Origin of the sequence: Nocardioides sp. Arc9.136, from assembly GCF_030506255.1 — a bacterium.
Classification (GTDB): domain Bacteria; phylum Actinomycetota; class Actinomycetes; order Propionibacteriales; family Nocardioidaceae; genus Nocardioides.
Genome location: NZ_CP113431.1, coordinates 2,561,411 through 2,586,001, shown reverse-complemented (window position 1 = coordinate 2,586,001; position 24,591 = coordinate 2,561,411). Strand labels below are relative to the sequence as shown.

Below are 24,591 nucleotides of genomic sequence, written 5' to 3'. Positions count from 1 at the left end.
CATCACCGTCGAGCGGCCGTGCAGGCGGCGCAGGCGACTTCGGTACGTCGGGCGGTCACGGCAGTGAGGACGGTCCGCACGTGGGTGGGGTCGTGCATCACGTCCTCCCAGGAGAACCGCAGCACGATCCACCCGTCGGCGACCAGCAGGTTGTAGCGGCGGGCGTCGCGGCGCAGCGCGGCCCGGCTCCCGTGCCACTCGAAGGAGTCGGCCTCCAGCACGATGCGCAGCCGGAGGTCGACGAGGTCGGGGCGCACCCACGGCGTGACCGAGGTGATCAGGCGCTGCGGCTCGACCGTCAGCCCCGGCACGTCCAGCGCGATGGCGCGCAGCACGGACTCGAACGGGTTCGCGGCCTCGGCGCTCGCCGCCGCTGCGACGGCTCGGACCCGGGCGGCTCCGCTCCTCGGGCCGTCCGGGCCGCCCGTCGGAGGGCCGCGACGTCACCGGCCCGGGCTGCCGAGTCGGCCACGGCTAGCGCCTCGTCGAACGGCAGCGAGCGGAGGCACTGGACGAGCGTGACGTCCTTGCTCGTGGCGACGCCCCCGGCGAGGTCGTCGGGCTGGTGGGAAGCGCGGTGCACCTCGGCCTGAGCCCGGTGCCCCGGGGAGAGTCGACGGTTGCGGGCGACGGCCACGTGCGGGCGTTCCGGCAGGGTCTTGACCGCCCACCCGTGGTGGAGCGCAGCGCTCGTCAGGCACAGGACACCGCTCAGCGCATGGGCGGTGGACACCGCCGCGTCGGTCGACGCCAGCACGTAGCGATCGCGCGCCACGCGGACGACCTCGCCCCGGTCCAGCGAACGCGCCAGGTCGGTCCGGGTGGCGAGGGTGAGCAGCTGGGCACGCGTGGCGGTCCCGCCCAACCTGGTCACCAGCTCCCTCAGCACGTCCCCAGGCTGTCGCAGGTCGCTCCTCGCCGCTCCGGTCGTCCACAGGGCCGGCCGCCTCAGACGACCGGGGTGGTCCGCTCGACGATCGCGCGGAGGTCGCCGCCGGCGAGGGCGCCGTACGTGCCGTCGTAGGAGCCGCCCAGGCGCGAGGCGCAGAAGACGTCCGCGACCTCGGGGGAGCCGGAGCGGACGAGCAGCGAGCCCTGGAGCACCGCGGCCATCCGGCCGGCCAGCCGCCGGGCGCCGACCTCGAGCTGGGAGGGGTCGCCCATGAGCGAGCCGAGCATCGCCAGCACGTCGTCGATCGCGCGGTCGAGACGGGCGTCGCCGCCGCGGGCCAGGCCGACCTCGGTGATCCAGGCGTCGAGGACCTCCGGCTCGCGGCCGAGCGCCCGCAGCACGTCGAGGGCGTTGACGTTGCCCGAGCCCTCCCACACGGAGTTGAGCGGGGCCTCGCGGTAGAGCAGCGGCATGACCGACTCCTCGACGTAGCCGTTGCCGCCGAGGCACTCCAGCGCCTCCCCGACCATGGCCGGGGTGCGCTTGCAGACCCAGAACTTCGCGAGCGGCAGGGCGATGCGGCGCAGTGCCGCCTCGTGCGGGTCGTGCAGCCGGTCGACCGCGGTGGCGAGCCGCATTGCCAGGACGGTGGCGGCCTCGGTCTCGACCGCGAGGTCGGCCAGGACGTTCTGCATGAGCGGCTTCTCGGCGAGCACCGAGCCGAACGCCGAGCGGTGCGCGGCGTGCCAGGAGGCCTCGGACACCGCGCGGCGCATCAGGCCCGCCGACCCGAGCACGCAGTCGAGCCGGGTCGCGGCAACCATCTCGATGATCGTCCGGACACCGCGGCCCTCGTCGCCGAGGCGGTGCGCGACGGTCCCGTCGAGCTCGAGCTCGGAGGAGGCGTTCGACCGGTTGCCGAGCTTGTCCTTGAGCCGTACGACGTCGAGCTGGTTGCGCGTGCCGTCGGGCAGGACGCGGGGGACGACGAAGCAGGTGACCCCGCCGTCGGTCTGGGCGAGCACGAGGAAGACGTCGTTCATCGGCGCCGAGGTGAACCACTTGTGCCCGTGCAGCGTGTAGGTGCCGTCGGTGCCGGCCGGGCGGGCCGAGGTGGTGTTCGCCCGCACGTCCGAGCCGCCCTGCTTCTCGGTCATGCCCATGCCGGCGAGCGCGCCGCGCTTCTCCGAGGCGAGGCGGACGCCCGGGTCGTAGGTCGTGCTGGCGAGCAGCGGGGCCCACTCCTTGGCGAGCGCGTCGTCGGCGCGGAGCGCCGGCACCGCGGCGTACGTCATCGAGATCGGGCAGCCGTGGCCGGGCTCGGTGTGCGACCACGCCATGAAGCCGGCCGCGCGCCGCAGGTGGGCGTGCGGCGCGCCGGCCTCCTGCTGCTCCCAGGGGGCCGCGGCGAGCCCATGACCGACGGCCCGCTCCATCAGCCAGTGCCAGGACGGGTGGAAGACGACCTCGTCGATCCGGTTGCCGAAGCGGTCGTACGGCGTGAGCCGCGGGTGGTGCTCGTTGGCGAGCTGCCCGTGCTCGCGGGCCTCGGCCGAGCCGGCCTGCGCACCCAGCTCGACCAGGTCGTCGAGGACCTCCTGCGAACCGTGGCGGAGGACCGCCTCGGACAGTGCCCGGTCGGCCGTGACGACGTTGTGACCCACCAGTGGCGGCGCCTGGTTCGTGGTGACCCGGATCTCGGTGCGCATGCGGATACCGTAGGACCATGGACCCGGCGACCGGGCCCCGGACGGCGGGGCGGCGGGAGGGCCGGGCGGAGCCGGGTGTCCGGGACCGCGTGGTCGGCTGGCTGGCGCGCATGGGGCACACGATCTGGCGCCTCGTGGTCGCGACGGTGGGCTCGTGCATGCGCTACCGGGTCACCGGGCTGGCGGCGGAGGGTGCGTTCTTCGCCGTGCTGTCGGTGCCGCCCCTGATCTTCGCGATGGCGGGAGCGATCGGCTACGTGACCGACCGGTTCAGCCCGGCGCAGGTCGAGGACGTGCGGCAGGCGGTCGTCGACCTGTCCTCCCGCCTGCTCACCGAGCGGGCCGTCGACGGGGTGATCGTGCCGACGATGAACGACGTGCTGCGCGGCGGCCGGTTCGACGTGATCTCGCTCGGCTTCGTGCTGGCGCTGTGGTCGGGGTCCCGCGCCCTCAACGTCTTCGTCGACACCATCACGATCATGCACGGGCTCGGCGGGCACCGCGGGATCATCAAGACCCGCGCCCTGTCGTTCGTGCTCTACGTGCTGGCGCTGGTCACGGGCGTCTTCTCGATCCCGCTCATGGTCGCCGGCCCGTCGCTGGTGCGCGACGCCCTGCCGGAGTCCCTGGACTTCCTGCTGTCGTTCTACTGGCCCGCGGTCTCGATCGTGTGCATCTGCTTCCTCGCCACGCTCTACCACGTGTCGGTGCCGGTGCGGACGAACTGGAGCTTCAACCTGCCCGGCGCGACGTTCTCGCTCGTGGCCTGGATCCTGGGTTCCTACGTGCTGCGGTGGGTGCTCACGGTGACCGCCGCGGACTCCAAGTCGATCTACGGTCCGCTCGCCGCCCCGATCGCGGTGCTGCTGTGGCTCTACATCGTCGCGATCGCCGTCCTGATCGGCGCCGCGGTCAACGCGGCGTTCGACACCGTGTTCCCCCAGAAGTCGACGACCCGTGCGCGGCTGGAGCTGATGACCCGCCTGCGTCACCTGGGTGCGCGGGACCGGTAGGTTCCTCGCGTGCCCAGCGACGTCGACCCGACCTCCGGGCAGCCCCTCGCCCCGGGCGGGCGCGGCCTGGTCTCGCTGCCGGAGCGCGCGCGCTCGCCGTGGTGGGAGCTCGGCCGCCGGTTGCTCGCCGCCCTGGCGATCCTCGTCGGGACGGTGCTGCTGGTCTACCTCGACCGCGAGGGCTACCGCGACGGCAACGACCCGACGAACACGATCAGCCTGATCGACGCGATCTACTACACGACCGTCACGCTGTCGACGACCGGGTACGGCGACATCGCGCCCGTCACCGACGCGGCACGGCTGGTCAACGCCTTCGTCATCACCCCCGCACGCATCGCGTTCCTGGTGCTGCTGATCGGCACCACCCTCGAGGTCCTCGCCTCGCAGGGCCGCGAGATGTTCCGCGTCGCCCGTTGGAGGAAGAACATGGACCACCACGTCGTCGTCGTCGGCTACGGCACCAAGGGCCGCAGCGCGGTCGAGACGCTCGTCAACAACGGGCTCGCGCGCGAGTCGGTCGTCATCGTCGACCCCAGCCCGCTGGCGCTGCAGGAGGCGCACGCCGACGGCCTCGCGGTCGTCACCGGCGACGCGACGAGGCGGGAGGTGCTGCGCCGCGCCGGCGTCATCGAGGCCGACCAGGTCATCATCACCACCGACCGCGACGACTCCAACGTGCTCGCGACCCTCACCGTCCGCCAGCTCAACCCCACCGCATGGATCGTCGCCGCGGCGCGCGAGCAGGAGAACGCGCCGCTGATGAAGCAGTCCGGCGCCAACTCGGTGATCACCTCCTCCGACGCGGTGGGCCGGCTGCTCGGGCTCTCCACGCTGTCGCCGCCGCTCGGCACCGTGATGGAGGACCTGCTGTCCTACGGCGAGGGCCTCGAGGTCGCCGAGCGGGAGCTGCTCGTCACCGAGGTCGGCAAGCAGCCGCAGACGCTGCCGGACCAGGTCATCGCGGTGGTCCGCGACGAGAAGGTCTACCGGTACTTCGACCCGGTCGTCACCCTGCTCGCCCGTGGTGACCGGCTCATCGTCGTGCGCCCCGCCAAGGAGCTGCCGTGGGCGCCGCGGCCGGGCACGCACAACGAGGACGTCGCCGACGCCGACTGAGCGTCGTCGGGCCGACGGCCCGTTCGAACGCGTGTTCGATCCTGGCCTATCATCGGCCCATGTCCACTCCGTCGCGCCACTGCTGGGTGGCCGACGGGTCGGGCGGGGGAGCGCGTCGGCCGGGCCTGCTCGTCGAGTGGCGCCAGACGCCGTCCGGCTGGGAGGGGCGGGTCGTGTACGGCGCGCTGCTGCGGCCAGGCGTGTGGGGCCTGGTCGAGGAGTGGCTGCCGGCGGCGCAGCTGACGCCGCTGTGAGCGCTGCGTCGGGACCGGTGGGGCGTCTGAGGACGCGAGCGGCGCCGAGGAGAAGTGTCGAGCCGCTGGAGTCTCGGGTCACCAGCGGCTCGACACCGACGACGGTAGCGCGCGCCCCGGGTCCGTGTCCCCCCGTTCGCCGGGGCGGACCGGACGACCGGGGTCGGATGGCCCGTCCGGGCCATGCCGGTCCGGCCGGCGGGCCGTGGGCGGCGCCGACCCGGCCGGGCACGATGGACGGTGCTGCCCCGCAGGCATGGGGAGGGCGGGGCTGCGGGTCCCGGGGCGCCGCCGTCACGTGAGCGGCGCCCCGGGAGACCCGTGACTGTCCAGACCACCGGCCCGGTTCGCCGACGTCCCGGCCGGGAGTCGTAGCCCTCGGCGTCGGTCCTCGTTGCACCGGCAGCTGGCCGTGCGTCCTCGGGGACGGGCGGCACGCGGTTCCCCCACGCGGCGCCGTCGCAGCAGGACCCGAGCCCCCTCCGACCACGGAACGGAGGGGACGCGGCTGCTGCTCCCCGGTGCTGCTCCGCGCGCGGGCCTGGTCCTCCGACCACGTCCACGTCATCGTGGGGGTGGGCCGACCCGGGGACGCCGCTGCCCCCGGGTCGGTCCCCACCTCCACCGGGCAGCGGCGCCGGCCGGCCCGGTGTTTCCCAGGTGGGTCGCGCGGGCACCGCTCCGACGTGTTCGGTGTCGGTAGGCTGGAGATCGTCGTGCTGGTCGTGGGGCTGCCCCGTGGTGTGGGCCGGCGTGACGGTGCTGCGCCGGCGCTGAGTGCGCGCCCCCGCCCCTGCAAGGAAGAGGTACGACACGCATGGCCATCTACAACTCCGACCTCCAGGCCGCCGTCGATGCGACGTCGATCGCCAAGGACGCCGGTCAGAGCGACGACCTGGTCGGCTACCTGCGCGAGCAGCTCGCGGAGCGCGAGATCGAGACCGCCGACGAGGACTGGCTGCGCCGCACGGTCGCGGCGATCGAGGCGGACCCCAACTACATGATCGCCGACGAGCCCTCGGACTTCGAGGCCAAGGAGATCCCGCAGGACGAGTGACGCGGACCCCGGAGGCCTCCGACCGGTCTGGACCGCTCGGAGGGCTCGCGACGGGCCGGTGGCCGCCTGCTGAGCGTGGGAGGTCACCGGCCCGTGCCGTGTGCGGCCGCTGGTCCGGACCAGTGCGGAGTGACGGCCGTCGCGCCGGCTCGTGTCCGCGGGTGTCGGCGCCGTCGCCCACCTACCCTGGAGGACATGCCGGGGGGACGAGAGAACATGACCTGTGAGGTGTGCTGGGCGTTGGTGCCCCGCGCCCTGATGCACTTCCACCGCGAGTGGCACGACGCCAGCGAGCGCGTGTCCGTCGTCCCGCTGGTCGAGCCGCCGGCGGTCGTGCGCGGCTGAGCCCCCGGACCGGTGCGGTCCGAGGGCTCCTCGAGGGCGTGCCGCGGCGTCAGCGGAGGACGGGGAACCGCCGGACCAGCGACGTGCGGGCCCAGGCCCTCCCGAAGCCCCAGGTGTCGCCGGCGCCGAGTGCCCCGAGGGCGACCAGGGTGGCGGCGCCGAGCAGGTGGTCGTCGAGGACCGGGTTGTTCTCCGGGGGCAGGACCACGGTCCACATCAGGACGTAGAGCAGGGCGCCGGCGGCGGTCGCGAGGCGCATCCCGATGCCGAGGGTGAGCGCGAGGCCGATGCCGGCGAGGCCGACCATGAACAGGGTGTCGGCCCACCAGGCGCCGGCGATGTCGTGGTAGAGGCCCTGGAAGGGGCCGTCGGCGCCGAAGGTCAGGAATCCCTCGGTGGGGCTGCCGCCATTGACCCAGGCGGCGTCGCCGAGGCGGTCCACGGCCCCGGTCTCGTCGCGGCCGGTGGAGAAGCCGAGCGCCAGGAGCTTGTCGAGGAAGGCCCACAGGAAGGTGAGGCCGAAGCCGATCCGCGTGACGGCCAGGGCGCGTCGGGCGAAGGGCGTGACGACCTGACCCTCCTGCTGCGGCGCGACGTCGGGGCGGTGGGCGTGGGAGCGGGCGATCGTGGTCATGTCGTGACCTCCTTGGGGAGCCGGGGTGGTGGGTCGGTCGGTGGTGCGGCGGTTGGAGCGGGTCAATCCGCGCCGGGGACGACGAGGACGGGGCAGGCGGCGCGCTCGAGGATGGCGGTGCTGACCGAACCGCGCAGGAGGGCGCTGACGGGCCCGTGCTGCTGGCGACCGACGACGACCAGGTCGTGGACGGCGGAGCCGCGGCCGAGCACCTCCTCGGCGAGCCCGCGGGCGAGCTCGACGGTGACCGGGACGTCCGGGAACTCCTCGGCCATCCCGCTGATGCTCTCCCCGACGAGGAGACGGATCTCCTCGACGTCCGCAGCGGTGGGCGCGAGCACCTCCGCGGGACCGGTCGCCGCGACGACGTCCCAGAAGCAGTGCACCACGGTGAGCGGCAGCCGGCGCTCGGACGCCTGGCGGTACGCCGCCTCGAGCGCCGGCAGCGAGCCGGCTGTGCCGTCGACGCCCACCACGACGCCGCGTCGGGCGACGCCCCGCGCGGTCGGGCGGACGACCACGACGGGGCTCGTCGCGTGCCGGGCCACGGCGACGCCGACCGAGCCGAGGAGGAGGCTGCTGACCGGACCGCGGCCGTGTGAGCCGACGACGACCACGGCGGCGGCGGTGGAGGCGTCGAGGAGGGCCTGGCGGGGGTCGACGAGCTGCAGGAGCTCGACCACCTCCAGACCGGGCCGGGCCTCGCGGACGCCCGCGGCCGCCTCGGCCAGCACCTCGCGGCCGGCGCCCTCGATGTCGTGGCGGACCTGGCCCGGGTCGACGGCCATCGAGGCCATCCACAGGCTGGCCGTGGCGCTCACCGCGTCGGCGGCGTGCAGCAGGACGAGCCGCCGTCCCTCGAGGGCGGCCTGCTCGGCGGCCCAGGCGACCGCGTCGGCGGCGTGGGTGGAGCCATCGACGCCGACGACGACGCTGCCGGCGGGGACCTGGCTGTCGGTGGTTGCTGTCATGCCTCCACGCTCCCGCGGCGAGCGCGGCCCTCCCATGGGCGGACGGCCCGAACCGGGCGGGACCAAAGACCCGCGGACGGGTCCACGTGCGCCTGGTGGATGCTGCCTCATCCGGGGCCATGAGGTCGGAGACCGTGCTGGACCTCCGGGACTGCCGCACCCTGCTCGAGCGGACCCTGCCGACCTCCGCGCCGGCCCGGCTGGTGCACGACCAGCCGGGGGTGCCGGTCGCCTTCGAGGTCGACGGGATCGACCACGAGGACCAGCGCGGGTGGAGCGTGCTCGCCCGCGGACCGCTCGACGAGCTGGCCGACCCCGTAGCGGTGGCCGCGATGGAGGCCAGCCGACAGCCGCGGACCTGGGGGCCGGGTGAGCGGACGGTCGTGGTCCGGCCGCTCTGGTGGGAGCTGACCGGGCGCCGCCTCGGGACCGGGTTGGACCCGGTCGCCGAGCAGGGACTACCGCCGGCTCTCCTGACCGGCGGTCCCTCGCGTCCGGGCGCCGAGGTCGACGACGGCGTCGACGAGGTCGAGCCCGCTGCCGTCGTGGGTGATCCACACCAGGCTGCGGTCCCGGGGGCCGGTCAGCAGCTCGGTCGCCAGCTCGGTCGCGGTGGCGTGGTCGAGGTGGGCGGTCGGCTCGTCGAGGACCAGCACGGGGTGCGCGGCCAGGAGGGACCGGGCCACGGCGATCCGCGCCCGCTCGCCGCCGGAGACCTGGGCGTGCCCCTCGCCCAGCCACGTGTCGAGGCCGTCCGGCAGTGCGTCCAGCCAGCTGCCGAGCCGGGCCCGCCGCAGGGCGTCCTCCACCTCCGCGTCGTCGGCACCGGGCCGCGCCAGGCGGACGTTCTCCACCAGCGTGCTGGCGAAGACGTGCGGGTCGTCGTCGACCAGGCCGACCAGGCGTCGTACCTGGTCGGGCGCGACGTCGGTGGTGCGCGCGCCGCCGAGCCGGACCTCGCCCGCGGCCGGGTCGAGGTAGCGCAGCAGCAGCGCGGCCAGGGTGCTCTTGCCCGAGCCCGAGGGGCCGACCACGCCGACCCGGGAGCCCGGGGCCAGGTCGAGGGAGACCCCGCGCAGGCCGGACCGCGCGTCGTCCCAGCCGCCGCCGAGGCCGTCGGCCTCGACGCGGTGCCCGTCGGGCTCGGCGGACGCCGGGGTGGCCCGGACGGCCGGCTCCCGGTGCTCGAGCTCGTGCAGCCGCGCCGCCGCGGCCGCCGTCCGCGACGACAGCGCGCCGGCGTCGGCCAGCGGGAGCAGGACGTCGGCGAGCGCCAGGGGCAGGAGGACGAGCAGGGCCGCCATCGGGCCCGAGAGCCTGCCTGCCCCCACCGCGTCGGCCGCGACGACGGCGGTGAGCGCGAGGGCGCCGCCGGTCGTGGCGAGCACGAGCGCACGGGCGGCGCCGGTCCAGGCGCCCGAGCGGACGGTCGAGCGGCCGAGCCGGTCGCTGAGCGCCGCGACCCGGTCGGCGGCGCGGTCGCCCGCCTGCCACATGACCAGGTCGGGCAGCACCGAGGTGACCTCGACGGCGGCCTCGGACAGGGCGGCGCGGTGGACGACCGCCGCGCGCTCCGCGCCGTCGGCGCCGAGCCGGGCGAGGAGGAAGGCGGCGCTGCCGGCCAGTGCCGCGACGGCCGTGACGACGAGGCCGGCCGCGGGGGCCAGCCAGGTCGCGACCGCACCAGCCAGCAGCACGACGAGGGCGGCCTGCCGCACTGGCATCCGCACGCGCAGCTCGGCGTCGACCACCCCGTCGACGTCGTCGACGACCGAGGCGAGCAGGTCGCCGCGGCGTCGGCCCAGCCGGCCGGGCGTCAGCGGCACGAGGGCGTCGTACACCTCGACCCGGCGGCGGGCCAGCAGCCGCAGCGCGACGTCGTGGGACCGCAACCGCTCGGCGTACCGCAGCACCGGCCGGGCCAGGCCGAAGGCCCGCACCCCGACGACCGCGACCATGAGGGTGAGCACGGCCGGGTGCGTCGAGGCCTGGACGATCAGCCAGCCCGCGGTGGCGGTCAGCGCGACGCCGGAGGCCGAGGCCAGGGCGCCGACGACCGTGGCCGGCCAGAGGCTGCCGACCGGGGCGGGCTCGGCGGGGCTGCCCACCGGCTGGGCGCTCCACGCGTGGGCGCTGTCCCGGCCCGTCCGGTGCGCCACCTCGGCGGGCCGCGCAGGCTCGGCCATCTCCAGCCGGCGGTCGGCGACCGCGAGGAGCGCGGGCCGGTGGGCGACGACGACGACCCCGCTGGTGCGGCCCAGCTCGGCGACGGTGTCGACGATGACCTGCTCGGTGAGGTCGTCGAGGTGGGCGGTGGGCTCGTCGAGCAGCACCCAGGCCCGGTCCGCGACCACGACGCGCGCGAGGGCGAGGCGGGCGCGCTCGCCGGCGGACAGCGTCAGCCCGTCCTCCCCGAGCGGGGTGTCCAGGCCCTCGGGCAGCGCGAGCACGCGCTCGGCGAGCGCGACCCGGCGCAGGGCCGACCACAGCTGGTCGTCGCTGGCCTCCGGCGTGCCGAGACGGAGGTTGTCGGCGAGCGAGCCGGCCACGAACACCGGCCGCTGGGGCAGCCAGGCGACCCGCTCCTGCCAGGCACGGCCGCCGACGGGCCGGCCGCCGGCCGAGACGGCCCCGGAGTCGCGCGCCAGCAGGCCGGCGAGGGTGGCGAGCAGCGTGGACTTGCCGCAGCCCGAGGGGCCGGTGACGACCGTGACGCCGCGGGCGGGGAGCGTCGCGCTGAGCGCGGAGACCGTCGGCGCGCCCCGGCCGGCGTGGGTCACGGTGAGGTCGACCAGCTCCAGGTCCCCGGTGCCCGGTTGCCCGGCCTGCGCGAGCCGGCCGGCCTGCTCGACCGGGGGAGCGGCGGAGACCAGCGCGTCGACCGCCTCGAACGTCGCGACGCCCTCGGCGGCGGCGTGGAACTCCGCACCGACCCGGCGCAGCGGCCAGTACGCCTCGGGGGCGAGGAGCAGGACGAGCAGCGCGGTGGGCAGGTCCAGCCCGCCCTCGGCGAGGCGGACGCCGACGGTGACGGCGACCAGGGCGACCGAGAGGGTGGCGACCAGCTCGAGCACCGCCGAGGACGCGAAGGCGAGGCGGAGGGTGCCGAGGGAGGCCCGGCGGTACCGGTCGGTGACGGCGCCGATGGTGCGCGACTGGGCGCGGGCCCGGCGGTAGGCGACCAGCGTCGGCAGCCCGCGGACCACGTCGAGGAAGTGGCCCGAGAGCGTGGACATGGCTCGCCACTGCTCCTCGGCCTTGTCGCGGGTGGCCAGGCCGACGAGAGCGCCGAAGACCGGCACGAGCGGCAGGGTGGCGCCGACGATGACGGCGGAGAGCAGGTCCTGGGTGGCGATGACGGCCAGGGTGAGCAGGGGCAGGACGCCGGCGAGGACGACGGCCGGCAGGTAGCGGGTGAGGTACGGCTCGGCGGCCGAGACCCCGCGGGTGAGCAGGACGGCGTCGCCGGGCTCGGCGGTGCCGCGCCGCGGGAGGGCGCCGACCACCTGGCGGCGCAGGTGGGTGCCCACGTGCGCCGCGGCGCGGGCAGCGAGCACGTCGCCGGTCCATCCGGTGAGCGCGCGGAGACCGAGGACGGCGGCGACGGCGAGCGCCCAGCCCTGCAGCGGCTCCTGGCGCACGACGGCAACGACGAGGCCGGTCACCGTCCAGGCCTGGGCGACCACCAGCACCGCACCGAGCAGGCCCGCGGCCAGCACGCCGCCCAGCGGCCCCCGGGCGGGGGCCAGCTGGCGGCGCAGGCGCGGGTCGCTGGGCCTCACGAGCCCTGCCCGGCGAGGACCGGCTCGGGGATGTGGTGCTCGGAGATCCGCTTCCGGAAGACCCAGTAGGTCCAGGCCTGGTAGAGCAGGACCAGCGGCGTGAAGATCGCGGCGACCACCGTCATGATCTTGAGCGTGTACGCCGTCGCCGCGGCGTTCGTGGTCGTCAGGCTCGTGCCGTCGGCCAGCGTCGTGGGCATCACGTCGGGGAAGAGCGCCAGGAACAGCCCGGCCACGCCGAGCGCGATGGCGACGAAGGTGCCGACGAAGGCCCAGCCCTCGCGGGCCGCGCCCAGCGCCACCAGGCCGGCGACCAGCGCGACGGCGGCGGCGCCGAAGGCCACGAGCGAGGCGCCGGTGCCCGTCTCGAGCTGGGTCCAGGCCAGGAACGCGACCGTGACCGCGGCGGCCGCGACGCCGGTCCGGGCGGCGAGCGCCCGCGCCTCCAGGCGGATCGGGCCGTCGGTCTTCAGGGAGACGAAGACCGCCCCGTGGGTGAGGAAGAGCAGCAGCGTCATCGCGCCGCCGAGCAGCGCGTAGGGGTTGAGCAGCTCGAAGAACCCGCCGACGTACTCCAGGTCGGCGTCGATCGCCACCCCGCGCAGGATGTTGGCGAAGGCCACGCCCCACAGGAAGGCCGGCATGACCGAGCCGACGATGATCGCGGCGTCCCAGCGGCCCTTCCAGGCGGTGTCGTCGCGCTTGTGGCGGTACTCGAAGGCCAGGCCCCGGACGATCAGGGCGACGAGGATCAGCAGCAGCGGCAGGTAGAAGCCGCTGAACAGGGTGGCGTACCACTCGGGGAAGGCGGCGAAGGTCGCGCCGCCGGCGACGAGCAGCCAGACCTCGTTGCCGTCCCAGACCGGGCCGATGGTGTTGATCAGGACCCGGCGACGACGGTCGTCGCGGCCGAGGACGGGCAGGAGCATGCCGACGCCGAAGTCGAAGCCCTCGAGGGCGAAGTAGCCCATCCACAGGATCGCGATGAGCGCGAACCAGACGGTGGTGAGTTCCATGGTGTGTGCGGTCTCCAGGCTCAGTAGGCGAAGGCGAAGGGCTTGTCGGCGTCGTCGTCGGTGCGGACCGACGGCAGGTCGGCCTCGGTCACCGGGTCGGCGCCCTTGCGGATGTAGGTGAGCAGCAGCCGGATCTCCACGACGGCCAGGACGCCGTACACCGCGGTGAGGGTGACCAGCGAGATGAGCATCTCGGTGGCGCTGACGCCGGGGGAGACGGCCGAGGCGGTCGTCATCAGGCCGAAGACGGCCCAGGGCTGGCGACCGATCTCGGTGAAGATCCAGCCCATCGAGTTGGCGAACAGCGGCATGAAGGGGAGCAGCACGACGGCGACGTACAGCAGCCGGCCGGCCGGGGCCCGTCCCTTGCGGGTCGCCCACAGCAACCAGGTCGCGACGCCCATGGCGAGCAGCCCCAGGCCGATCATGAACCGGAAGGTCCAGTACGTCGTCGGGATGTTGGGGGTGTAGTCGCCCGCGGAGTAGTACGCCGCGCCGGGGTCCTGGCCGTAGGTCTCGCGGTAGGTCTCGCGGAGGTCGCGGATGCCCTGGACCTCCCCGTCCCAGGTGCCGGTGGCCAGGTAGGAGAGCAGGTGGGGGACCGTGATGGAGAACTTCTCGTGCTCGCCGTCGGGCGTGCCGATCGTGAGCGCCGAGAACGACGCGGGCTGCTCGGTCTCGTAGAGCGCCTCGGCGGCCGCCATCTTCATCGGCTGCACCTCGGTCATCACCTTGCCCTGCACGTCACCGACGATGGCCACGGCGAGGCCGGTCACCAGCACCATCCAGGCGCCGGTGCGGGTGGCCTTGCGCCACATCCCCGACTCCTCGCTGGTGGCGTCGACGGCCTGGTGGCGGCGCAGGTGCCAGAAGGCGATGCCGACCACGAACGCGGCGGCGGTCATGTACGCCGCCAGCACCACGTGCGGGAAGGTCACGAGCTGGACCTTGTTGAACATCACCGCGGCGAAGTCGGTCATCTCCGCGCGCCCGGTCTCGGGGTTGTAGTCGTAGCCGACCGGGTGCTGCATCCAGGAGTTCGCGGCCAGGATGAAGTAGGCCGAGAACAGCGTGCCGAGGTGGACCAGCCACATGCACCCGTTGTGCAGCCGGGCCGGCAGCCGGTCCCAGCCGAAGATCCACAGGCCGAGGAAGGTCGACTCGAGGAAGAACGCGAGCAGGCCTTCGATGGCCAGCGGGGCTCCGAAGACGTCGCCCACGAAGCGGCTGTAGTCGCTCCAGTTCATGCCGAACTGGAACTCCTGGACGATGCCGGTGACCACGCCGATGGCGAAGTTGATGAGGAAGAGCTTCCCGAAGAAGCGGGTCAGCCGCAGCCACTGGGTGTTGCCCGTCCGCAACCAGGTGAGCTGGTAGCCGGCCACCATGGCCGAGAGACCGATGCTGATCGGCACGAACATGAAGTGGTAGACGGTCGTGATGGCGAACTGCCACCGGGCGATGTCGAGCGGGTCCACGGTCCCTCTTCCTGGGTGGTTCCGACGCCGGTCCTCCGGCGTGCACCACGCTAGGAACCAGGGCGGGCCGGCCGTCACGGTCGGCGGTCCCGAGCCCGCGGGACCTTGGTCCCGAGGCCCGCGGGCCCTCGGGCCCGCGGCCCCGTCGCCCGGGCCGGATCAGCCGAGCAGGACGTCGTCGAGGTCGCGGCGCGGGGTGCGCGGCAGCGTGCTCCGCGCGATCTCCTGCCACCCGATCCGGACGAGCAGCTGCGGGTGCAGCGTCCCGTCGAGCACCTCGTGGCGCAGCGCGTTGCGGGTCTCCTCGACCTCGACGACCTGGCTCAGCGGCACCACCGAGAGCCGCTCGGTGGTGGCGCGCAGCCACAGGGCGCTGAGCGCCTCGCCGGTGCGCAGGCGCTCCAGCGGACCGTCGTCCACCGTGGCGAGCAGCAGCACGCCGTCGGAGTGCTCGACGTCGTGCTCGGTCCGGTCGGGGACCGGCCCGGCCTCGAACCTGCTCCCGGCCCCAGCCGGAACCAGCCCGGAGGGCACCCCGTCGCGGACACCGTGGTCGACCCAGAGCCGCTGCTCCTCGCGCAGCCGGCTGTCGGCGGCCTGGCGCTCGCGCGCGCGGGAGAGCAGCAGGTCGGCCCGGTGCCGGCGGGCCAGGTCGACGAGGGGCACGACGGCCGCGCCCTCGCGCGCCCCGGTCGCTGCCAGGTGCTCCAGCCGCGACGCGGGGACCGGCCAGGACGTGAACCGCCGCCGGTCGGTGACCCGCGTCGCGATCGCCGCGAGGTCGGCGGCCGCGGTCGGCGGAACCTCGCCCGGCGACAGCGAGACACGCGCCAGCAGCTCGGGGCGGCGTACGTCGGGGAGCCGGTCGACCTCGGCGGTGAGCCCGTGCGCGGCCGCGCCGACCCGGAGGTGGTGCAGCGCGGCGCCGCAGCTGAGGAGGAGCTCGCGGCCGGTCGGGTCCGCCGCGGCGAGCCGGCGCGAGGGGTCGGCGTACAGCTCGACGGTGCAGGGCCCGTCCGTGCCGTCGACCGCCACCCGCCACAGCCACGGCTGGGTGTTGTGGACGCTCGGCGCCCGGCAGGCGACGCCGACCAGGGCGGCGAGCTCGCTGCGGGTGACGGACGGCATGGATGGGCTCCTCGACGACGGGCGGTCCCACCAGCGTGCGCGCTGCGGAGGCGCGGGGGCAGGGACCAAGGTCCCGACGTCCGGGGCCCAAGAGCCCGTGGGCGGCGCCGACCCGGCCTGTTGGCGTTAGGTTCGGTCCATGGCCGAGGAGACCTCCACGAAGATCCGGGTGTACCTGCTCGACGACCACGAGATCGTCCGCCGCGGCATCCGCGAGCTGCTCGAGAGCGAGGGCGACATCGAGGTGGTGGGGGAGTCCGGCCTGGCCGAGGAGGCCACCCGGCGGATCCCGGCGCTGCGCCCGGACGTCGCCATCCTCGACGGCCGGCTCCCGGACGGGTCGGGCATCGACGTGTGCCGGGAGGTCCGCTCGGTCGACCCCTCCATCCGCGCGCTCGTGCTGACCTCGTACGACGACGACGACGCGCTCTTCGCCGCGATCATGGCCGGCGCGGCCGGCTACGTCCTCAAGCAGGTGCGCGGCGCGGACCTGCTCGAGACCGTCCGCCGCGTCGCGGAGGGCAAGTCGATGCTGGACCCGGCGGTGACCGCGCAGGTGCTCGACCGGCTGCGCTCCGGCCCGCCCACCGACGAGGGCCACGACGGGCTGACCGGGCAGGAGCAGAAGATCCTCGCCCTCATCGCCGAGGGGCTGACCAACCGCCAGATCGGCGAGCGGATGTTCCTCGCCGAGAAGACGGTGAAGAACTACGTCTCCTCGCTGCTGGCCAAGCTCGGGCTCGAGAGCCGCACGCAGGCGGCGATCTACGCCACCAAGCAGCGGCGGTAGCAGCGGCGGCAGCAGCGGTACGGTGCGGCCATGACCGTGGACCGCGATCCCTCCGACCTCGGTTCCGCGGCGTTCGACGACCTGCTGCGAGAGGTGCTGGACCGGGTGCGCGGCGCGATCGACGAGCAGGACCGGTTGCGGCTGCTGCTCGACGCGGTCGTCACGATGGCGGCCGACCTCTCCCTCGACGGCGTGCTGTCGCGGATCGTCGAGGTCGCGAGCCGTCTGGTCGGGGCGCAGTACGCCGCGCTGGGCGTCATCGGGGGCGGGCCGAACCGCCCGCTGAGCACCTTCGTGCACCACGGCATGGAGACCGAGGTCGTCCACGTCATCGGCGACCTCCCACGCGGCCACGGCATCCTCGGCCTGATCATCGACCGTCCCGAGCCGCTGCGGCTGCACGACATCGCGGCCCACCCGGCGTCGTACGGCTTCCCGCCCGGGCACCCCCCGATGAGCTCGTTCCTCGGTGTCCCGGTCCGGATCCGGGACCGCGTCTTCGGCAACCTCTACCTGACCGAGAAGGAGGGCGGGGTCGACTTCACCGCCACCGACGAGGAGGTGGTCGTCGCCCTCGCGGCCGCCGCGGGTGTCGCGATCGAGAACGCCCGGCTCTACCACGAGGCCGCGGTGCGGCAGCGCTGGCTGGCCGCCACCGCGGAGGTCACCGGCCTCCTCGCCGGCGCCGACCCGCACGGCGTGCCGGCCGACGAGGTGGAGTCCGACGCCCTGCGTGCGGTGGCCGCGCTGGCCCGCGAGGCCGCCGACGCGGACCTGGTCTGGGTGGTCGCGGGACCGGAGGACGCCCCGGTGGTGGTCGCGGCCTCGGGCCGGGCACCCGACGTCCCGAGCCCCACCGTGCCCGCCCGTGCCGCGGCGCACCCGCCGGCCGACGCGGCGTCGTCGGTGCCGGACGTGGGCGAGGCGGGGTTCACCGGTGCGGGGTGGCTCGAGCTGGGTCCGGCGGTGACGGTGCCGGTCCGTGCGAGTGAGGAGGTCCACGGCGTCCTCGTCCTGGCGTGGTCACCGGAGCGCGCCCACCTGCACCGCGAGCTCGACCTGGCTGCCCCCACGGCCTTCGCCGAGCAGGCGGCCCTCGCCCTCCAGGTCGCCGCCGCCCGCGCGGACCAGCAGCGCCTGGTGGTCTTCGAGGACCGCGACCGGATCGGCCGCGACCTGCACGACCTGGTCATCCAGCGGCTCTTCGCCGTCGGGCTCGGCCTGCAGGGGACGGCGCGCCAGCTGCAGCAGCCCGAGCTGGCGGCCCGGCTCGAGGAGGCGGTCGACGAGCTCGACGCCACCATCAAGGACATCCGCCGCTCGATCTTCGCCCTCGGGTCGACCGATGCCCGCGCCGACCTGCAGACCGAGGTGACGCGCCTGGTCGACCGGGCCGCGCAGACCCTGAAGTTCCGCCCGGCGCTGAGCTTCGAGGGCCCGGTCCGCACGCTCGTGCCGGCCGAGGTCGCCCCGCACCTGCTCGCCGTCCTGGGGGAGGCGCTGTCGAACGCCAGCCGACACGCCGACGCCCGCTCGGTCGAGGTGCACGTCCGGGCCGGGCGGGAGGTCGTGCTGACCGTCGCCGACGACGGCCGTGGCCTGCCCGCCGACACGCGCGAGAGCGGCCTGCGCAACCTGCGCCAGCGGGCCGAGGAGCTCGGCGGCTCCTGCGAGGTCTCCTCCTCGCCCGGGCGTGGCACCACCGTGCGGTGGGCGGTCCCCATGCGACGCACCACCGGCTGACCGGTCGCGTCTGCTCGGCCCCGGCCAGGGGGAGGGCCGGAGAACCAGCGAACCCCCTGGCCGGGGGCCAGGGGGTTCGGGACTGGTGGGCGATACTGGGTTTGAACCAGTGACCTCTTCCGTGTCAAGGAAGCGCGCTACCACTGCGCCAATCGCCCAAGTATGGAGTTGTGGAGGTGGGTACGGGATTTGAACCCGTGTAGACGGATTTGCAGTCCGTTGCCTCGCCTCTCGGCCAACCCACCATGCGGGTCCTTCCATGGAAGGACCCGGTGGAAAGACCTTGCGAGCGGACGACGAGGCTCGAACTCGCGACCTCAACCTTGGCAAGGTTGCGCTCTACCAACTGAGCTACGTCCGCTTGCTTCCGGCCGGGGCCGGCGTGCGAGAAGAACATTAGCCGAATGCCAGGGGGCCGCAAAATCGGGGTCCCCCCGGCGTTTCGCGCAGGCGTTCGGAGGCCCCCACGGGCCCACGAGGCCTCCTTAGAGTGGCTGCATGCACGCCTGGATGGACGGCCACCTGCTCCCCGACGCGACTGCCCCGGCCGTGCCGGTGACCGACCACGGTTTCACCGTGGGCGACGGGGTGTTCGAGGCGGTGAAGGTCGTCGACGGTCGCGCGTTCGCCCTGGACCGACACCTGGAGCGGCTCGAGCGGAGCGCAGCGGGCCTCGGGCTGCCGCCCGTCGACGTCGACGCCGTGCGCCGCGGGGTCGACGCGGTCCTCGCCGCCGAGCACCTCCCGCTCGGCAGGCTCCGCATCACCTTCACCGGCGGACCGGCCCCGCTCGGGTCCGGCCGCGGCGACGCCGACCCCACCTTGGTCGTGGTGGCCGACGCCATGGGACCCGCCGCGCCGACCACCCGGGTCGCCACCGTCCCGTGGCCCCGCAACGAGCGTGGCGCGCTCGCCGGCCTCAAGACGACGTCGTACGCCGAGAACGTGGTGGCGCTGGCCGAGGCGCGACGCCGCGGCGCCACCGAGGCGGTGTTCGCCAACCTCGCCGGGCACCTGTGCGAGGGGACCGGCTCGAACGTCTTCTACGTCGTCGACGGGGAGCTGCGGACGCCCACCCTCGCGAGCGGCTGCCTGGCCGGAGTGACCCGGGCCCTCGTCCTGGAGTGGTGCGGTGGGCGCGAGGTCGACGAGCCGATCGGCGTGGTCGAGCGCGCCACCGAGGTCTTCCTGGTCTCCACGACCCGCGACGTGCAGGCCGTCTCGCACTGGGACGACCGCGAGCTCCCGGCTCCCGGCCCGGTCACCGCCGAGGCGGCGCGCGTGTGGCGCCGGCGCGAACCGGAGCTCCTCGGCCGCTGAGGCGTCCGAACGCCCGTCCGCCGGTGTCGGTGGCCGGTTGGGACCGGCGACCCGGCATGGGCTACAGTTTCGGCCGCACCTCAGGGTGCAGCACGGGCGATTGGCGCAGTGGTAGCGCGCTTCGTTCACACCGAAGAGGTCACTGGTTCGAACCCAGTATCGCCCACCTCCAGACCGGCCCCGGACCGTACAGGTCCGGGGCCGTCGTCTTCACGACGGTCTCCGTCTGCTGCGCCGTGCGTTCGGCTGCGGGCTCACTCCTCGGGATGGGACGCTCGGTCGTCGTACTCGTCTGACTGAAAGGCCCTTCGTGTTCTCTCGCATCAACCGCTCGCGCGCCGCCGGCGTCGCGGTCGCCGCTGTCGCACTCACCGCAGCTGTCGGTGGCGCCTACGCCACCACCGGTCAGAAGGCGTCCGCGAAGACCATCGACGGCTGCTACGCCGTCGCCACCGGCAACCTGCGCATCGAGACCAACGACGCGCCTTGCCGCGTCAACGCCGCTTGGTCCAAGCGCGAGCGCCGCATCTCCTGGAACCAGGAGGGCGAGCCGGGCGAGGACGGCCTGCCCGGCGTCGACGGGGTGGACGGCGAGGACGGCGCTCCGGGAGCTGTCGGCCCGATGGGTCCCGCGGGACCGGCGGGGGTCACCGGCGCGCAGGGCAGGACCGGTGTCGCGGGCCCGGCGGGGGAGAAGGGCGAGACGGGGCCGCAGGGCCCGATCGGGCTCACCGGACCGATCGGACTCACGGGCCTGACCGGCGCAACGGGACCGCAGGGGCTGCCGGGCGTCGACGGCGTCGACGGTGAGGACGGCGCGCAGGGCCCGGCCGGGCCGAAGGGCGAGACCGGCGCGGCCGGCGGGCAGGGGCCGAAGGGCGAGACCGGCCCGCAGGGCCCGAAGGGCGACGCGGGGCCGCAGGGTCCCGCCGGCGTGGGCGGCGGGTTCGCGGTGATCGACGGTCAGGGGCGAACGCTCGGCGAGGTGCTCTCCACCGACCGGAGCTCCTTCACCATCCTGACCTCGACCGGCTACATGCTCACCGCTCGCTGGGACGGGACCATCCCGACCTCGCAGACCTACTACACCGGGGCGGGGTGCACCGGCACGCCGTACCTCAACTCCAGCAGCGGCATCCCGGTCTTCGGCAAGACGCTGGTGTACCTGGGGACGCCGGGAACGCTGGGCATCCCGGACCCCACCGCCGCGGGTGCTGCGCCGGCGGTGTCGTTCGCCTCGGAGTCCATCGACAACCCCGCCTGCGGCTCCAGCGTGGGCACGCGCCTGGGCGTGAAGATGCAATCGACGACGCCCGCCGTCGTCGGGCTCCCGGCCGGCACGACCAACCAGCTCGCGACTCCGCTGTCAATCGGCTGAGCGGAGCACCGCGGAGCCGGCCCGCCTCGGCTCGATGAGACCGGAGCCTCACGGGGCGGACGAGGCGGTCCGGGCGCGCTATTCGTCCGCGGTGACTCCGTACAACCGGGACGGTCCGGCGTACCACTTCTCCACCACCCCGCGGTCGGCGAGGCCGACCCGCGCCATGACCGCCTGGGAGCGGACGTTGTCCAGGTCGGTCACCGCGAGCACCTCGGGCAGCCCGTGGGCGAAGGCGTGGTCGAGCAGGGCCCGCGCTGCCTCGCTGGCGTAGCCGCGGCCCCATGAGTCGGGGTGCAGGTGCCAGCCGATCTCGACCTCGCCGGCCTCGGCGCCCGGCAGCGTCAGCAGCAGCACCGTCCCGGCCACGGTGCCCGTGGACCGGACCTCGACCGCCCACATCCCGAGCGGAGGGGTGGCCGACCGCTCGACGTACCGGTCGATCCGGGCGTGGGCCTCCGCGAGGTCCCGCATCGGCTGCGGCGGCCCGTCGCCGAGCCAGCGGACCACCTCGACCCGGCTCAGGACGTCGAGCAGCCGGGGCGCCTCCTCGTGGCGCCAGGGCCGGACCCGCAGACGGTCGGTCTCGAGCAGGAGCCCGTCGGGCGCGTCGGTCACGGTCCCGATCCTCGCACCGCGGCGCGGGAGGTGCCTGCGGTCGCGCGATATCCGCGCGAGCCGCCGGGGGAGCGCTCGATAGCATCGGGCGGTCCGGCCGCACGGCCGGGACCACCTCAACCCTCCAGGAGAGACTGTGTCCGACATGAGAGTCGTCCTCGTCCACGCCGATGCGCGCCAGGACCGGACGACCACGACGGGCACCAAGGCCTGGGAGCTCTTCGCCGAGGACCCCGCGGTCATCGCGGCCCGGGTCAACGGGGAGCTGCGCGACCTCTCCCACGAGCTCGCCGACGGCGACGAGGTCGAGGGCGTGGCGATCGACAGCCCCGACGGCCTCGACGTGCTGCGCCACTCCACCGCGCACGTGATGGCGCAGGCCGTCCAGGAGCTGTTCCCGGACGCCAAGCTCGGCATCGGCCCGCCGGTCACCGACGGCTTCTACTACGACTTCGACGTCGAGACGCCGTTCGTGCCCGAGGACCTCGAGAAGATCGAGTCGCGGATGCGCAAGATCATCAAGGAGGGCCAGAAGTTCTCCCGCCGCGTCACCACCGACGCCGACGCGATCAACGAGCTGGCCGACGAGCCGTACAAGATCGAGCTGATCGGGCTGAAGGGCTCCGGGAAGTCCGAGGACGCCGCCGAGGGCGCGAGCGTCGAGGTCGGCGCGGGCGAGCTGACGATCTACGACAACATCCGCCGCAACGGCGACGTCGCCTGGAGCGACCTGTGCCGCGGCCCGCACCTGCCGACCACCAAGCGGATCCCGGCGTTCAAGCTGATGCGCACGGCCGCGGCGTACTGGCGCGGCGACGAGAAGAACAAGCAGCTCCAGCGCGTGTACGGCACCGCCTGGCCCTCCAAGGAGGACCTCGAGGCGTACCTCCACCGCCTCGAGGAGGCCGAGCGCCGCGACCACCGCAAGCTCGGGCGCGACCTCGACCTGTTCAGCTTCCCCGACGAGCTCGGCTCCGGCCTGCCGGTCTTCCACCCGCGCGGTGGCGTGATCAAGCGGGAGATGGAGGACTACGTCCGCCGCCGGCACATCGAGGAGGGCTTCGAGTACGTCGGCACGCCGCACATCAGCAAGGACGGGCTGTTCCACACCTCGGGGCACCTGCCGTACTACGCCGACACGATGTTCCCGCCGATGGAGCTCGAAGGCGCGAAGTACCAGCTGAAGGCGATGAACTGCCCGATGCACAACCTCATCTACTCCTCGCGCGGCCGCTCCTACCGCGAGCTGCCGCTGCGGCTCTTCGAGTTCGGCCACGTCTACCGCTACGAGAAGTCCGGCGTCGTGCACGGACTGACCCGGGTCCGCGGGTTCGCGCAGGACGACTCGCACTCCTACGTCACCCCCGAGCAGGCGCCCGGCGAGATCAAGCACCTGCTCGACTTCGTGCTCGGCCTCCTGCGCGACTTCGGCCTCGACGACTTCTACCTGGAGATGTCGACGCGCGACGACTCCAAGCCCGACAAGTTCATCGGCTCCGACGAGCAGTGGGAGGTCGCGACGGCGGTGCTGCGCGACGTCTGCGAGCAGTCCGGGCTCGAGCTCGTCCCCGACCCGGGCGGCGCGGCGTTCTACGGCCCCAAGGTGTCGGTGCAGGCGCGCGACGCGATCGGCCGGACCTGGCAGATGTCGACCATCCAGTACGACTTCAACCAGCCGCACCGCTTCGGGCTGGAGTACCAGGCCGCCGACGGCACCCGCCAGGAGCCGGTGATGATCCACTCGGCCAAGTTCGGGTCGATCGAGCGGTTCCTCGGCGTGCTGGTCGAGCACTACGCCGGCGCCTTCCCCCCGTGGCTCGCCCCGGTCCAGGTGCAGGCGATCCCGATCGCCGAGCGCCACGAGGACTACCTCTGGGACGTCGCCAAGAGGATGCGGACCGAGGGGCTGCGCGTGGAGGTCGACGACTCCACCGACCGGATGCAGAAGAAGATCCGCAACGCCCAGCTGCAGAAGGTGCCGTTCATGATGATCGCCGGCGACGACGACCTCGCCGCGGGTGCGGTCTCCTTCCGCTACCGCGACGGCCGCCAGGACAACGGTGTGCCGGTCGAGGAGGCCATCGCCCGTGTCCGGGAGGCCGTCGCCGGGCGGACCCAGGTCTGACCCGCCCTGCGGCGTACCGCCGCCTGCTCTTCGCCGAGGCCCGCTCCAGCTCCTGGGGCGGGCCTCGGCGCGTCGCGCGCCTTGTAACGCGCTGTTCGGAGCACTACCCGCCCGTTGCACCATGCCGACAGAGCACCGAACGGCGCGTTACAAGCGGGCCCGGCGACCAGCCAGCCGGAGTACCCGCGACACGCGTCGCACACACCTATTTACATCGGACGTCGTGTCGCACTAACCTCGCCGCATGACCGCGACGACGGACCAGCGCCCCAGCTCGTACGACGACACGCTCCGCACGCTGTCGGAGGCGTCGGTGCACCAGCACTTCGACGCGTTCCTCGACATCGCGTGGGACGACCCCGCGTACGCCGTGGACCCGACCGACCGCCGGTGGGTGCTGCCGGCGACCGACGTCCTCGGCCGCCACGAGTGGTACCGCTCGCTGCCGCTCGAGCGACAGGTCGAGATCGGGCTCTACCGCCAGGCCAACATCACCAAGGTCGGCCTGCAGTTCGAGCAGATCCTGATCAGCGGGCTGATGAACTACGCCTTCGGCCTGCGCAACGGCAGCCCCGAGTTCCGGTACTCCACCCACGAGGCGACCGAGGAGTGCCACCACACCCAGATGTTCCAGGAGTTCGTGAACCGCTCCGGGCAGGACGTCGCGGGCGGCACCTGGACCTTCCGCGCGGTCGCGCCGTTCCTGCCGCTGTTCGCCAAGTGGGCGCCGTTCGGGTTCTTCTACGGCGTGCTCGCCGGCGAGGAGCCGATCGACCACGTCCAGAAGTCGGTGCTGCGCGCCGGCGACGACATGCACCCGCTGCTGCGGCGGATCATGCAGATCCACGTGGCCGAGGAGGCCCGCCACATCGGGTTCGCCCACCAGTACCTCGAGCACCGGGCCCCGCGCCTGGGTCGCGTCGAGCGGGTGGTGCTGAGCCTCGTCGTGCCGCTGATCATGCGCTGGCTCTGCGACCAGATCCTCCGTCCGGGCCGCAAGGCGCGCCGCGACATGGGCATCCCGCGCTCGGTCGTCCGCGAGGTCTGGTGGGGGCGCGAGGAGTCGCGGAAGTTCCTGCGCGACCTCTTCGCCGACGTCCGGATGCTCGCCGAGCGCACCGGCATGATGAACCCGGTCTCCCGCGTCCTGTGGCGGCTGATGGGCATCGACGGCCGCAGCTCCCGGTTCCGCAGCCAGCCCGCCTCCGCGGCCTCCTGA

The 24,591-nt window shown here is 74.0% G+C and carries 20 protein-coding genes and 4 tRNA genes; 12 read left to right on the top strand and 12 right to left on the bottom strand.

Translation table 11 applies throughout. The features are described from left to right. Nucleotides 1-2: 2 nt before the first annotated feature. Entirely contained in the window at nt 3-335 is a 333-nt protein-coding gene (locus tag OSR43_RS12585) for a DUF559 domain-containing protein (protein WP_302266898.1), read from the bottom strand. Between the two features lie 613 nt (nt 336-948). Then, a complete protein-coding gene (locus OSR43_RS12580) occupies nt 949-2,601 on the bottom strand; it encodes an acyl-CoA dehydrogenase family protein (RefSeq protein WP_302266897.1) in 1,653 nt (550 codons plus the stop codon). Nucleotides 2,602-2,618: 17 nt separating this feature from the next. Here OSR43_RS12580 and OSR43_RS12575 point away from each other — a divergent pair, with 17 nt between their 5' ends. The 5 genes from OSR43_RS12575 (at nt 2,619) to OSR43_RS12555 (ending at nt 6,389) form a co-directional block, all read left to right on the top strand. After that, on the top strand, nt 2,619-3,614 hold the full coding sequence (locus OSR43_RS12575) for a YihY/virulence factor BrkB family protein (protein WP_302266896.1): 996 nt from the start codon (nt 2,619-2,621) through the stop codon (nt 3,612-3,614). A gap of 9 nt (nt 3,615-3,623) precedes the next feature. After that, on the top strand, nt 3,624-4,733 hold the full coding sequence (locus OSR43_RS12570; RefSeq protein ID WP_302266894.1) for a TrkA family potassium uptake protein: 1,110 nt from the start codon (nt 3,624-3,626) through the stop codon (nt 4,731-4,733). 59 nt (nt 4,734-4,792) lie between these two features. Beyond that, nucleotides 4,793-4,987: a hypothetical protein gene (locus OSR43_RS12565; protein WP_302266892.1), complete on the top strand. Its 195-nt coding sequence runs from the start codon at nt 4,793-4,795 to the stop codon at nt 4,985-4,987. Between the two features lie 817 nt (nt 4,988-5,804). After that, on the top strand, nt 5,805-6,044 hold the full coding sequence (locus OSR43_RS12560) for a hypothetical protein (RefSeq protein ID WP_302266890.1): 240 nt from the start codon (nt 5,805-5,807) through the stop codon (nt 6,042-6,044). 195 nt (nt 6,045-6,239) lie between these two features. After that, on the top strand, nt 6,240-6,389 hold the full coding sequence (locus tag OSR43_RS12555) for a hypothetical protein (protein WP_302266888.1): 150 nt from the start codon (nt 6,240-6,242) through the stop codon (nt 6,387-6,389). Between the two features lie 49 nt (nt 6,390-6,438). Here OSR43_RS12555 and OSR43_RS12550 read toward each other — a convergent pair whose 3' ends face one another. The 6 genes from OSR43_RS12550 to OSR43_RS12525 form a co-directional block, all read right to left on the bottom strand. Further along, nucleotides 6,439-7,023, bottom strand: a complete 585-nt coding sequence (locus OSR43_RS12550; protein ID WP_302266886.1) for a hypothetical protein — start codon at nt 7,021-7,023, stop codon at nt 6,439-6,441. 62 nt (nt 7,024-7,085) lie between these two features. After that, nucleotides 7,086-7,994 carry a universal stress protein gene (locus OSR43_RS12545; protein WP_302266885.1) on the bottom strand — a complete coding sequence of 303 codons (909 nt, stop codon included), beginning with the start codon at nt 7,992-7,994 and terminating at the stop codon, nt 7,086-7,088. A 458-nt stretch (nt 7,995-8,452) separates the two neighbouring features. Further along, nucleotides 8,453-11,776, bottom strand: a complete 3,324-nt coding sequence (gene cydD / locus OSR43_RS12540; RefSeq protein WP_302266884.1) for a thiol reductant ABC exporter subunit CydD — start codon at nt 11,774-11,776, stop codon at nt 8,453-8,455. Further along, on the bottom strand, nt 11,773-12,792 hold the full coding sequence (cydB, locus tag OSR43_RS12535) for a cytochrome d ubiquinol oxidase subunit II (protein WP_302266883.1): 1,020 nt from the start codon (nt 12,790-12,792) through the stop codon (nt 11,773-11,775). Before cydB ends, cydD begins: the two co-directional genes overlap by 4 nt. A 20-nt stretch (nt 12,793-12,812) precedes the next feature. Then, a complete protein-coding gene (locus OSR43_RS12530) occupies nt 12,813-14,270 on the bottom strand; it encodes a cytochrome ubiquinol oxidase subunit I (RefSeq protein ID WP_302266882.1) in 1,458 nt (485 codons plus the stop codon). 159 nt (nt 14,271-14,429) lie between these two features. Then, nucleotides 14,430-15,398 (bottom strand): hypothetical protein, encoded by a 969-nt coding sequence (locus OSR43_RS12525; RefSeq protein WP_302266881.1) that lies wholly within the window; start codon nt 15,396-15,398, stop codon nt 14,430-14,432. Between the two features lie 139 nt (nt 15,399-15,537). Here OSR43_RS12525 and OSR43_RS12520 point away from each other — a divergent pair, with 139 nt between their 5' ends. Together OSR43_RS12520 and OSR43_RS12515 are read left to right on the top strand one after the other, a co-directional pair. Then, on the top strand, nt 15,538-16,188 hold the full coding sequence (locus OSR43_RS12520; protein ID WP_302266880.1) for a response regulator transcription factor: 651 nt from the start codon (nt 15,538-15,540) through the stop codon (nt 16,186-16,188). Between the two features lie 30 nt (nt 16,189-16,218). After that, entirely contained in the window at nt 16,219-17,931 is a 1,713-nt protein-coding gene (locus OSR43_RS12515; RefSeq protein WP_302266879.1) for a GAF domain-containing protein, read from the top strand. A gap of 83 nt (nt 17,932-18,014) precedes the next feature. On the opposite strand, the gene OSR43_RS12510 is transcribed toward OSR43_RS12515, so the two are convergent. The 3 genes from OSR43_RS12510 to OSR43_RS12500 all read right to left on the bottom strand — a co-directional run bounded on the left by OSR43_RS12510 (nt 18,015) and on the right by OSR43_RS12500 (nt 18,292). Then, nucleotides 18,015-18,089: transfer RNA gene (locus OSR43_RS12510), tRNA-Val, on the bottom strand. A gap of 13 nt (nt 18,090-18,102) precedes the next feature. Then, nucleotides 18,103-18,176: transfer RNA gene (locus OSR43_RS12505), tRNA-Cys, on the bottom strand. A 43-nt stretch (nt 18,177-18,219) separates the two neighbouring features. Further along, nucleotides 18,220-18,292, bottom strand: a tRNA-Gly gene (locus tag OSR43_RS12500). Between the two features lie 137 nt (nt 18,293-18,429). Here OSR43_RS12500 and OSR43_RS12495 point away from each other — a divergent pair. From OSR43_RS12495 to OSR43_RS12485, 3 genes are all read left to right on the top strand, one after another. Then, nucleotides 18,430-19,251: an aminotransferase class IV gene (locus OSR43_RS12495; RefSeq protein WP_302266878.1), complete on the top strand. Its 822-nt coding sequence runs from the start codon at nt 18,430-18,432 to the stop codon at nt 19,249-19,251. 94 nt (nt 19,252-19,345) lie between these two features. Continuing rightward, nucleotides 19,346-19,417 (top strand) — tRNA-Val (locus tag OSR43_RS12490). Nucleotides 19,418-19,561: 144 nt separating this feature from the next. Then, a complete protein-coding gene (locus OSR43_RS12485) occupies nt 19,562-20,629 on the top strand; it encodes a hypothetical protein (RefSeq protein ID WP_302266877.1) in 1,068 nt (355 codons plus the stop codon). A 78-nt stretch (nt 20,630-20,707) separates the two neighbouring features. Here the strand turns inward: OSR43_RS12485 and OSR43_RS12480 are convergent, their stop codons facing one another. Further along, nucleotides 20,708-21,247, bottom strand: a complete 540-nt coding sequence (locus OSR43_RS12480) for a GNAT family N-acetyltransferase (protein ID WP_302266876.1) — start codon at nt 21,245-21,247, stop codon at nt 20,708-20,710. 136 nt (nt 21,248-21,383) lie between these two features. On the opposite strand from OSR43_RS12480, the gene thrS reads away from it, so the two are divergent. Both thrS and OSR43_RS12470 read left to right on the top strand, forming a co-directional pair. Beyond that, on the top strand, nt 21,384-23,372 hold the full coding sequence (thrS, locus tag OSR43_RS12475; RefSeq protein WP_302266875.1) for a threonine--tRNA ligase: 1,989 nt from the start codon (nt 21,384-21,386) through the stop codon (nt 23,370-23,372). 244 nt (nt 23,373-23,616) lie between these two features. Continuing rightward, nucleotides 23,617-24,591, top strand: coding sequence for a diiron oxygenase (locus tag OSR43_RS12470; protein WP_302266874.1), 975 nt, complete (start codon nt 23,617-23,619; stop codon nt 24,589-24,591).

Bases quoted from the DNA above. Each gene is read 5' to 3' on its own strand.
- OSR43_RS12580 (WP_302266897.1), bottom strand. From the start codon at position 2,601: ATGCGCACCGAGATCCGGGTCACCACGAACCAGGCGCCGCCACTGGTG.
- OSR43_RS12575 (WP_302266896.1), top strand. From the start codon at position 2,619: ATGGACCCGGCGACCGGGCCCCGGACGGCGGGGCGGCGGGAGGGCCGG.
- OSR43_RS12565 (WP_302266892.1), top strand. From the start codon at position 4,793: ATGTCCACTCCGTCGCGCCACTGCTGGGTGGCCGACGGGTCGGGCGGG.
- OSR43_RS12560 (WP_302266890.1), top strand. From the start codon at position 5,805: ATGGCCATCTACAACTCCGACCTCCAGGCCGCCGTCGATGCGACGTCG.
- OSR43_RS12555 (WP_302266888.1), top strand. From the start codon at position 6,240: ATGCCGGGGGGACGAGAGAACATGACCTGTGAGGTGTGCTGGGCGTTG.
- OSR43_RS12550 (WP_302266886.1), bottom strand. From the start codon at position 7,023: ATGACCACGATCGCCCGCTCCCACGCCCACCGCCCCGACGTCGCGCCG.
- OSR43_RS12545 (WP_302266885.1), bottom strand. From the start codon at position 7,994: ATGACAGCAACCACCGACAGCCAGGTCCCCGCCGGCAGCGTCGTCGTC.
- cydB (WP_302266883.1), bottom strand. From the start codon at position 12,792: ATGGAACTCACCACCGTCTGGTTCGCGCTCATCGCGATCCTGTGGATG.
- OSR43_RS12525 (WP_302266881.1), bottom strand. From the start codon at position 15,398: ATGCCGTCCGTCACCCGCAGCGAGCTCGCCGCCCTGGTCGGCGTCGCC.
- OSR43_RS12520 (WP_302266880.1), top strand. From the start codon at position 15,538: ATGGCCGAGGAGACCTCCACGAAGATCCGGGTGTACCTGCTCGACGAC.
- OSR43_RS12515 (WP_302266879.1), top strand. From the start codon at position 16,219: ATGACCGTGGACCGCGATCCCTCCGACCTCGGTTCCGCGGCGTTCGAC.
- OSR43_RS12495 (WP_302266878.1), top strand. From the start codon at position 18,430: ATGCACGCCTGGATGGACGGCCACCTGCTCCCCGACGCGACTGCCCCG.
- OSR43_RS12470 (WP_302266874.1), top strand. From the start codon at position 23,617: ATGACCGCGACGACGGACCAGCGCCCCAGCTCGTACGACGACACGCTC.